Origin of the sequence: Moorena sp. SIO4A1 (assembly GCF_010672065.1) — a bacterium.
Lineage (GTDB): Bacteria > Cyanobacteriota > Cyanobacteriia > Cyanobacteriales > Coleofasciculaceae > Moorena.
The window spans coordinates 24,667-32,819 of sequence record NZ_JAAHHX010000014.1 but is presented as its reverse complement, the minus strand read 5'-3'; the positions used below and the strand labels follow the sequence as shown (position 1 = coordinate 32,819).

Below are 8,153 nucleotides of genomic sequence, written 5' to 3'. Positions count from 1 at the left end.
GTACTAAGAGTCCCCAGGTGCTGATCGAAATATTAGTCAATCAGCGACGGATTTTCACCGTGATCTCCTTAGGACAAGGAGTTGATTACATAGTCAAGGTAAGTTTTGTACTCAACCAAAGCTTGAGCAGACATGTCACGAGGAGCACAACCGCGATCGCGAGTGAACTCAAGAGCTGCTACATACGGACCGGTAGGTAGGTTCAAAGAACGGTAAACTTCACGCTGACCAGCAATACCCCACTCATCTAGAGGACCAGTACCGCCAACAACTAAGCAGTAGTTGATCAAGCGTAGGTAGTGACCAAGATCGCGGTAGCACTTGTCAATCTTGACTTGAGAATCCCCAGCTTCACCAGATTCCTTTAGGTAAGGATACTTCTTAAAGCAAGCATCACCAGCTTCTTTGGTTACTTCAACCGGTTTTTGTTCACAAATTAATTAGGATTGCGATGCTCTGAAAGAGCCGCTACGCGAACGCAGCAATAACTAAGCTCAAGCTTGGCTACTGGTAGCGCATAATGTAGCGCTCAGTATGATCACAAAAGTATTCCCGAAAGCGTTTTTAGAAGGGATAGCGGTCTTGCTGTGATTAACTTTACAGGTTTTACTTTATCAAAGATAATTTTGACGGAGCCTGTGGCTTACGGGAAACCTCACCATTTTGACTATTTTATTTAACAGTTCACGAGCCTCTAATAATCGATTTTCTAGCCCAGTCTTTAGTATTCTCAAGGTAAGTCACCAGCATTTTCCATTCTCTAGCTTCTTTGGTCAAATCCTTAACATTGCCCAGGTAGACTAGAGTAATGCGGCGCTCTTCGTTATCAGAACAAACCTCTAGAATGGTTGTGTATAGCTTTTGCCAATGCTCTAACCAGTTATCTTCAATGGGATCAAAAATTGCCTCGAACAAATTCCGCCATAACAACTCAATAGTTTTAATAGTTTTGAGATTTTCCTCGGTAGGCTTATCCCAGCCTACATGGCGCTGACGTAATACTTTAATAGGTGGGGGATTTTCACTCATAGACAGCAAATTTACTCTTCAGTCTTTGAAGCTACATTCCTAGAATTCCCTAAATGCTGTCTTAACATCACAGTTTTACAACAAATCAAAAATTCCTCCTAGTCTAGCAAAGAATAGGAGGAATAGCCGATAATCTTAGCTGCCTAACTTCTAGATATGAGGCTAATGGTAAGCTATCAGCTATCAACCAAATACCAAAACTAAAGGCTGACGGCTGATAGCTGTTCGCGTAGCGTGAGCCAAAAGCTCACGGCTGATAGCTGACGGCTAATACTAAAAGACGGCTAGTTGAGAGCTTCCGTGCTTGAGGCGGAGCTAACTAACGTTGCCAGAACCCCGTTAGTTTAAAACCTAGAGCCATTGAGCCTATTACCTAGAACCATTAACCCACTTTAACGGTCTACTGACCCCATAATAATGTCAATACTACCGAGAATCGCCATAATATCGGCAACTTTGACTCCTGTGAGGATATGGGGCAGAATCTGTAAGTTATTGAAATCGGGTGGACGAATCTTCCAACGCCAAGGAAAGACATTATCATCACCAATAATGAAAATTCCTAGTTCTCCTTTACCAGACTCAAGACGGACATAGTGTTCACCCTTGGGAATCTTGAAAGTAGGGGCAATTTTCTTGCCCATGAACTGATAATCGAAGTCGTTCCACTGGGATTTGCGACCCTCTGCCATCCGCTTGGCTTCTAGGTTTTCGTAAGGACCACCGGGAAGTCCTTTTAAGGCTTGACGGATAATCTTAACGGACTCCCGCATTTCCCTAATCCGCACCACATACCGGGCAAAGCAATCACCCCCGGTTTCCCAGTGTACTTCCCAATCGAAGTCGTCGTAGCATTCGTAGTGGTCAACTTTGCGTAAGTCCCACTTGACTCCAGAACCTCGTAGCATCGGGCCAGAAAGTCCCCAGTTAATCGCTTCTTCCCTACTAATGGTACCGATACCTTCAACTCGGCGGCGGAAGATAGGGTTGTTGGTGATTAACCGTTCGTACTCATCAACTTTAGGGTCAAAGTAGTCACAGAAGTCTTCGCACTTATCTATCCATCCATAGGGTAGGTCAACCGCAACTCCACCAATACGGAAGTAGTTGTTGTTAATTAACCGTTGTCCAGTGGCAGCTTCCCATAGGTCATAAATCATCTCCCTTTCCCGGAAGATATAGAAGAATGGGGTTTGGGCACCTACATCTGCTAGGAATGGTCCAAGCCACAGCAGGTGATTGGCAATCCGATTCAACTCCAGCATGATCACACGGATGTAGCTGGCACGTTTGGGTACCGGAATATCTGCTAATTTCTCTGGGGCATTGACTGTAATTGCCTCGTTGAACATCCCTGCTGCATAGTCCCATCGGCTTACGTACGGGACATACATGATGTTAGTGCGATTCTCGGCAATTTTCTCCATGCCTCGATGCAGGTAGCCAATTACCGGCTCACAATCTATCACATCCTCCCCATCCAGGGTGACAATTAAGCGGAGAACGCCGTGCATGGAGGGATGGTGGGGACCCATGTTGATCACCATGGGTTCGGTTCTGGTCTCGATCTTTGCCATATTTTGATTAATTGCCCCAACTTTTAGCTGCTAGCTGTTAGCCGCTAGCTATTAGCTTACCAAAACAGAGGCAGGAAGGTAGTCTATCTTGTTTGCCAGAAAAATTTGATATTCTTGATTAAAACTGTTAATTCCTGTTTAAGCTCCTTCTTGCCAATGCCTAGGTTAACGGGAATTGCTACGTAGAAGTTCGGTTCTACGATCCTTAAACTATCAGCAATCACATTACCATCTTTATCAAAGGAGTTGATAGTTTGAATTACTGCACTAGCTGTGCATCGGGGGTGGATTGTGGTGCCAAGGTGGTTATTACCAAGTATAAGTCAAATTTTATCCCAACAGGAATTAATTGAAAGCGATGACAAGGTTGCTGTTTCAGTAGAGCAAGCCACTGTGATTGACACTTGTTCAGTAGGTGCTAGTAGTCACAGGACAAGAGAAGGTGTTAGCCCCAAGCATCGGGCAGCAGCAGCTAAAGCTCAACGGGAATGGCAAAGTGCGATCGCTACCTTGGAACAGTTGCTGTTGCCAGGGGTTTCAGGCAACCGATCAACAAGCCATAATCCCGAACACTCGTCGAAGCAAGGATTAATTCTAGCTGGTCCTGCTCCAGTCTTAAGTGATCCAGAGCTACTGGCAAGTTTCGAGACTGGGATTTTTACGAACAACGCTTTGAATGCTTGGGCTTTTATGCCCTTCCAGCTACCTCCGGCTCAACCTGAGACTACTCCATTGGTAGAAAATACGACCTACAGGTTACCCCTGTTTCCAGGAGACCCCTTAGCTAACGAGCAGTTTTGTTTAGTTTTTACCAAAGACTTTAGCTTAGTCATGGTCTCTGGGGAAGACCACTTTGGCATTCCAGGCTTTCAATTCTCCTTTGACCCAGAAGATATCCAACGTGTTTGGACATCACTGCACCGTAGACTATTACTGAGCAGTTCTCATCATCTGAGGCAGTTGGAAGCTTTAATCGAAAAATTTGTGCCAAAGCCCCCCGATTACCGCATTGTAATGAACTTTGCTCGTGGGCTTCTGAAGAATTTACCAGAACTGCCTTCAGTAGCACTGAGCCATACTATACCGGTTACAATATCCGAGTCAACAATGGTTCAGCCAAGACAACCTCAGCATCAGAGGGATACGGTCAAAACTGGTAGTCACTCACAAAATGGGTCTTCTAGTACACCCTTTGCCAAGAAACAGAAAGGAAGCGAGCCTAACTGGCAACGATTGGTGAAAAATGAAGCGCGAGGCTTTCCTAGAATCTCTGCTGTTCACCCAAAAGAAAATTCTGAAGCTACACCTGACCTTGAGTTGCTCCGAGCTCTGACCCATGAAATTCGGACACCCCTAACTACAATTCACACCCTGACTAAACTACTGCTTAGACGTCGTGACTTGCCTCCAGAAGTCATGCGGCGTATAGAAATTATTGACCATGAGTGTAGCGAACAAATCAACCGCATGGAGTTGATTTTCCGGGCAGTAGAATTAGAAACCACAGCAGCCAAGCAAACCCCTGTTAGCCTGACCTGTATATCTCTGGCTCGGGTTTTTCACAACAGCATCCCCCGCTGGCAAAAACAAGCACAGCGGCGTAATTTAACCCTAGATGTAGTCTTACCGCAACAGTTGCCAACAGTGGTCAGCCATCCCGCCTTGTTAGATCAGGTACTAACTGGCTTGATGGAAAATTTCACCCGGTCTATTCCAACAGGGGGTCATATCCAGTTACAGGTTACACCTGCTGGAAACCAGCTGAAGTTACAATTCCAGTCTCAGATTAATCGGGAAACAATTGCTGACAACCATTGCCCGACATTGAAGTCCCTTGGTCAGCTGCTGACTTTCCAGCCAGAAACCGGTAGTATCAGTTTGAATTTGAATGTGACCAAAAATCTATTCCAGGCGTTGGGCGGTAAACTAATTGTTAAGCAACGACCCCAACAGGGTGAGGTGATGACAGTATTTTTACCGTTAGCTGACCTGGCTAAGACACCCCTCCCTGGGATTGGTTGACCATTACCTCAACGATTTTTTAGGTTTCAGATTTTTACGTTTGAGAGGCAATTGGTAGCAAGACTTTAAATTGGGAGCCTTGCCCAAATCGACTAACTACTGAAATCTTACCACCGCCCCGTTGTAATAACTGTTGCACAATGGTTAAACCTATCCCTGCACCAAGGTCTTCCCTAGGTGTTGACCTACCCCGATAAAAACTGTCAAAAATCTTAGGTATGTCACTTTCAGCAATGCCAATACCTGTATCACTAAATATTAGCTGAACATACTTGCCCTTACGAGTTGCCTGTACTCTAACCTTACCGCCAGCGGGAGTAAACTTTAAACTGTTGTGCAATAGATTAATCACGATATGCCTCAAGCCAACCTCTGAAAACAAGACTGAGGGGAGATTGGCAGGAATGGTGTAGCCGAGCTGGATGCCTTTTTCTTGGGCAAGGGGTTGATAGGTGCTGACAATACCAGGAACAATCTCTGCTAGCTGCAACGGCCAAGTTTGATCAGTTTGGGGGTCACCCTCTAGCTGAACCAGTTCTAGTAATCCAGCCACTAAGGAATTTAAGCGATCGCATTCTTTATAAAGAAGCCCAATATAGCGTTGGCGTTGGGCGAGCTTCATGTGTGAGGCATCCAGCAGCTTCAGGGCAGTTTTCATGTTCGTTATCGGTGTTCGTAATTCCTGAGCCACTCGCTGAAGTATCTCATTACTCATATAAGGCTCGACCCTTGATAAGGAATTCTTCCCTACCACAACCGGATCAGTAACCCCTGGCAGGGATGGGGGAGATGGGTTAGTCTCCCCGATTGGCTGTGTTGCCAGGGTATCCTGAACAATTTCTTCTGTACGTTGTACTTGTTTAACCAACAACTGGGTTAGTAGTGTATGATTATAGCTTTGAGGGGCAGGTAAAAGGGTTTCCCAATGGCTGCGTTGCTTTGCTGTAGTGGTTCCAATAACTTTGCTTAACCCCTCTAAGAACTGCCGAATTACTGATTGCTCAAGGGTAAAAACAGCTAATAATGTTTGACTGAGTTCACTATCAGCTAAATTTTCTGATTCCGATAGCTCAGGCTGGCAAGCCACAATTAAACTACTATAGTTCTTACAGAGAATAAGTAAGAAATACTCTTGTTTTATTTGAGTTTCAGTCTCCAATGGTAGGGAAAACAGTTGAGAATCTCTGTTCAGGTTAACTACCTCTTCCGAGTTATCTCCTAAACAGTGGCACAGATAAATTTTTTTTGGTACATCAACTTGTTGTTGATACCGTTGTATTTCTCTGTGCCAGCCCTCACCCTGTGGCTTGACCCAAATTGTGGCTGAGATGTTTTGCTCAATTAGCAGGTCAAAGGTTGCTCTGACTAGGGATTTCAGGGTGACAGGAGTGATTGTTAGAGACTCGGGAGAGGCAAGAGTTTCTAAAACCAGCTGGTAGAGAGACAATTCTCGATTAGGTGGCAGGTTCATTTATGGTTAGAGGTGGTTTCCTTAAAGGTGGTTTGGTTAAAGCTTAAACGTTGACCTTCCATGTGATAATCTACAACCTGCCCGCTGAAATAGCTGTCAATTTGCTAACCTATAACCTGTAGCCTACTCATCAAAGCATCTCGGGCTTGCTCTCGGTCATCGAAGTGGATTTTTTCAGTACCCAGAATTTGATAATCTTCGTGACCCTTACCAGCAATTAAGACTCCGTCCCCTGGTTTGGCTTGCAAGATGGCAGTCCGAATGGCGGTAGCGCGATCGCAAATTACCATTGGTTCCACTGATTTAGGAATCCCCTCTAAAACATCATCTAAGATGCTTTCTGGGTCTTCGGTGCGAGGGTTATCCGAGGTTACTACAGCAACATCAGCTAACTGAGCCGCTATTTTCCCCATCTTAGGACGCTTGGTGCGATCGCGATCACCACCACAGCCAAATACACAAATCATCTTGCCTTCAATAAAGGGTCGTGATGCCCTGAGTAAGTTTTCTAAACTATCTGGGGTGTGGGCATAATCGACAATTACACTAATATCCTGTTCCGCTTGAATTTGCACCCGTTCCATCCGCCCTGGCACTCCTGGAAATTGAGCCAAGGCTGCTGCTACTGATTCTAAATCCAAACCCAGCTCTAAAACTGTTCCTACTGCTGCGAGCAAGTTAGACAGATTGTATTGACCCACTAGGGGCGAATTAAAGCTAACCTCTCCTACTGGAGTATGCATAATTCCTCTAACCCCTGTTGGCTCATAGCTTAAGTCCTTCGTCCAGAAATCAGCGGATGGGTTTTGGATACTATAGCTCCAGACTTGCTCAGTTGGTAACTGTTGGATTAACCGCTCTCCATAGGAGTCATCAGCATTAATAATTGCCCTACCTTTGAGATAGTCAGCACTAAACAGCTTAGCTTTAGCGCTGAAGTAATCATCCATGTTCTGGTGGTAGTCCAAATGGTCTTGGGTGAGATTGGTAAACACCGCCACCTCAAACGGACAGCCCTGGATTCGACCTTGGGCTAAGGCGTGTGAACTAACTTCCATCACTGCCATTTGCGCACCTGCTTTGACCGCTAACTGGAGCTGTTGTTGCAATTCAACAGCAAATGGTGTAGTGTAGCTTGCTGTTTGCTCAAAACCTGGCCAACGGGCATAGAGGGTACCCAAAAGTGCTGTGGGGATAGGACTAGAGCTACGAGCGAGCAGAAATTCAATCAGATGGGTAGTGGTAGTTTTGCCATTGGTACCAGTGACTCCAATCAGTCTTAGCTGCTGTGCTGGGTAGTCGTAGAAGGCTGCTGCAGTTTGAGCAGACACGGTGGTCATGTCATCGGCGGCAATTACACAAACTCCTGTTTCTGGTGAAAGTTCCTTGGGGGGGTGTTTGGCAGCCGCTTGGGGAGAAATTATCGCTGCCACTGCCCCAGATGCGATCGCACTTTCCCAGAACTCTCCACCATCTACCCTAGTGCCTGGCATCCCGATGAATAAATCCCCCGGTTGGCAGGCGTGGGAATTGGTACAGATGCCTGTAACGACCAAATCAAGACCCTCGGAGCTAGGCATTTTCACACTATTGGCAATTTTGGCTAATAATTCCCTTAGCTTCATATTTATCGCACCAAACGACACTATAAGATCTACCGAATCATCACAGCCACCAGTCAACTGTCAACCATCAAACCGTCAACCGTCAAACCGTCAACCTGATGTATCGCCTATTTTGACTCACAAAAAGTGAAATATTTCCGTAACATTCGCTGCAATTGTTCAACGCTAGCACGAGGAGAGGGGCGAGGCAGGAGCTTTTCCTGACTACAGTGGTTGATACATAGTACTGGCACCTCATACTGATAGGATTGGAACCAATCCTCTCGACTCGTAATGTCTCGAACCTCTAGCTTAAAGTTTAAGCCTTCAATCATCTCTAGCTTTTCAAGTAATCCCTCACAAAGATGGCAACCGGGTTTACTGTAAAGAATTAATTCCATCAGGCAAGTTAGTTGAAAATTGTTAATTTAGACGATAGTTTAATAAAGT

Annotated in this window: 6 protein-coding genes and 1 pseudogene; 1 reads left to right on the top strand and 6 read right to left on the bottom strand. The window is 45.4% G+C overall.

The genetic code is table 11. From position 1 onward, the window contains the following. Positions 1–68: 68 nt before the first annotated feature. The 3 genes and pseudogenes from F6K53_RS14215 to F6K53_RS14205 form a co-directional block, all read right to left on the bottom strand. Positions 69–413 (bottom strand): annotated as a pseudogene (locus tag F6K53_RS14215) (bleomycin hydrolase); the annotation flags it as partial. Positions 414–684: 271 nt separating this feature from the next. Beyond that, positions 685–1,029 carry a hypothetical protein gene (locus F6K53_RS14210; protein WP_293081134.1) on the bottom strand — a complete coding sequence of 115 codons (345 nt, stop codon included), beginning with the start codon at positions 1,027–1,029 and terminating at the stop codon, positions 685–687. Positions 1,030–1,421: 392 nt separating this feature from the next. Then, positions 1,422–2,606: an NAD(P)H-quinone oxidoreductase subunit H gene (locus F6K53_RS14205; RefSeq protein ID WP_293081131.1), complete on the bottom strand. Its 1,185-nt coding sequence runs from the start codon at positions 2,604–2,606 to the stop codon at positions 1,422–1,424. A 294-nt stretch (positions 2,607–2,900) separates the two neighbouring features. On the opposite strand from F6K53_RS14205, the gene F6K53_RS14200 reads away from it, so the two are divergent. After that, positions 2,901–4,628: a HAMP domain-containing sensor histidine kinase gene (locus tag F6K53_RS14200; RefSeq protein ID WP_364301155.1), complete on the top strand. Its 1,728-nt coding sequence runs from the start codon at positions 2,901–2,903 to the stop codon at positions 4,626–4,628. Positions 4,629–4,662: 34 nt separating this feature from the next. On the opposite strand, the gene F6K53_RS14195 is transcribed toward F6K53_RS14200, so the two are convergent. The 3 genes from F6K53_RS14195 to F6K53_RS14185 form a co-directional block, all read right to left on the bottom strand. Beyond that, positions 4,663–6,099 (bottom strand): DICT sensory domain-containing protein, encoded by a 1,437-nt coding sequence (locus F6K53_RS14195; protein ID WP_293065005.1) that lies wholly within the window; start codon positions 6,097–6,099, stop codon positions 4,663–4,665. Between the two features lie 104 nt (positions 6,100–6,203). Beyond that, the gene (locus tag F6K53_RS14190; RefSeq protein WP_293020372.1) at positions 6,204–7,724 is read right to left on the bottom strand and encodes a UDP-N-acetylmuramoyl-L-alanyl-D-glutamate--2,6-diaminopimelate ligase; all 1,521 of its coding nucleotides are present in this window, start codon (positions 7,722–7,724) and stop codon (positions 6,204–6,206) included. 107 nt (positions 7,725–7,831) lie between these two features. Next, complete coding sequence (locus F6K53_RS14185; protein WP_293064998.1) at positions 7,832–8,104, bottom strand: glutaredoxin family protein; 273 nt, start codon at positions 8,102–8,104, stop codon at positions 7,832–7,834. Positions 8,105–8,153 lie beyond the last annotated feature (49 nt).

Coding starts and splice junctions, on each gene's coding strand:
- F6K53_RS14210 (WP_293081134.1), bottom strand. CDS start 1,029: ATGAGTGAAAATCCCCCACCTATTAAAGTATTACGTCAGCGCCATGTA.
- F6K53_RS14205 (WP_293081131.1), bottom strand. CDS start 2,606: ATGGCAAAGATCGAGACCAGAACCGAACCCATGGTGATCAACATGGGT.
- F6K53_RS14195 (WP_293065005.1), bottom strand. CDS start 6,099: ATGAACCTGCCACCTAATCGAGAATTGTCTCTCTACCAGCTGGTTTTA.
- F6K53_RS14190 (WP_293020372.1), bottom strand. CDS start 7,724: ATGAAGCTAAGGGAATTATTAGCCAAAATTGCCAATAGTGTGAAAATG.
- F6K53_RS14185 (WP_293064998.1), bottom strand. CDS start 8,104: ATGGAATTAATTCTTTACAGTAAACCCGGTTGCCATCTTTGTGAGGGA.